The sequence below is a fragment of the Frankia nepalensis genome (assembly GCF_016786325.1).
GTDB classification, from domain to species: Bacteria; Actinomycetota; Actinomycetes; order Frankiales; family Frankiaceae; genus Pseudofrankia; species Pseudofrankia nepalensis.
Genome location: NZ_JADWYU010000195.1, coordinates 1 through 1256 on the forward strand (window position 1 = coordinate 1; position 1256 = coordinate 1256).

At 76.7% G+C, this 1256-nt stretch carries 1 protein-coding gene and 1 pseudogene; both read right to left on the reverse strand.

Annotated elements, in window-relative coordinates; genetic code table 11:
* Positions 1 to 324: pseudogene (locus I6A81_RS29435) on the reverse strand (molecular chaperone DnaJ); the annotation flags it as partial.
* Positions 321 to 1202: an NUDIX hydrolase gene (locus I6A81_RS29440; RefSeq protein ID WP_203010370.1), complete on the reverse strand. Its 882-nt coding sequence runs from the start codon at positions 1200 to 1202 to the stop codon at positions 321 to 323. The gene I6A81_RS29440 and the pseudogene I6A81_RS29435, both read right to left, overlap by 4 nt.
* Positions 1203 to 1256: the final 54 nt, after the last annotated feature.

Below are 1256 nucleotides of genomic sequence, written 5' to 3' on the forward strand. Positions count from 1 at the left end.
GCGCTGGTGGGCCTCCCACAGCTCGGTGAGCCGGGCGAACGCCCGCGCCGCCTCCGGCCGCCGGCCGGCCGGGGCGACGTCCGGGTGCGCCAGCCGCGCCATCTCGCGATACGCGCGGCGGGCGGCGCGGCGGGCCGCGTCGGGATCGCGGTCCTCGCCCGGCTCGGCGGGGCCGAACAGCGCGCGTTCGCCGAGCCCCTGGCGCAGCAGGAGGTCGATCACCTCGTCCAGTGAGGTCGGCCGCCGCGGGCCGGGCATGGGGCGGGCGGCGTCCTGGGCGACCGTTCCCGCTCCCGGGAAGATCGTCGAACCTGGCTGCCTCATCGGGTGTCCTCCTGCCCCAGGCGCAGCAGCGCGGGGTGCAGGAACCTGGCGTCCCCGGAGCGGTAGAGCCGTGCGCGGCGGCCTCCCCGGGCACCGCCCCGCGCGGTGGTCTCGCCGGTGTCCTCGACGAACCCCGGCACGGAGAGCACCTTGCGATGGAAGTTGGGCGCGTGCAGGGGCCGTCCCCAGACGGCCTCGTAGACCTCGCGCAGTTCGGTGACGGTGAACTCGGGGGCGACGAACGTGGTCGCCAGCGGCGTGTACTCGAGCTTGGAGCTGGCCCGCTCGAGCGCGTCGTCGAGGATCCGGGCGTGGTCGAAGGCCATGCGGCCGCGGTCGACCGTCGGGGTCCCGCCGAGGCCGCCGACCTCCCGGATCGCGGGCGCCCCGTCGCCGGTCCCGGTGGTCCGGACCGGCATCCACGCGGCCGCGGCGGCGTCGCCGCCGGCGGTCGGGTCCGGCAGGTCGGGCGCGAACGCGAGATAGGCGACCGAGATGACCCGCATCCGGGGGTCGCGTCCCGGCGCTCCGTAGGTGGCGAGCTGTTCCAGGTACACCCTGTCGAGGCGGCGGTCGGCCGCCCGCTGGTCGGTGGAGGCCGCGAGGCCGGTCTCCTCGGCGAGCTCGCGGACGGCGGCCGCCGCGAGGTCCTCGTCGTGCCGCGTCCCGTCCGGCCCGACCGTCGGGCGGACGAACCCGCCTGGCAGCGCCCACCGTCCGGCGAACGGTGGCTGGCCGCGCCTTACCAGCAGCACATGCAGCGTGGGCACCGACTCGAGGACCCGGATGGTCAGCGCGACGACGTCGACCGTGACGGCGATCGGCTCGTAGCGCCGCGGGTCGTAGGTGGCCAGGAATGCTGTCTCGGCGTCGTCCATACCGAAAGCATCGGCCTCGTCGCCGGGGGGGGGCGCCCCCGGCAGCCCCCGGGG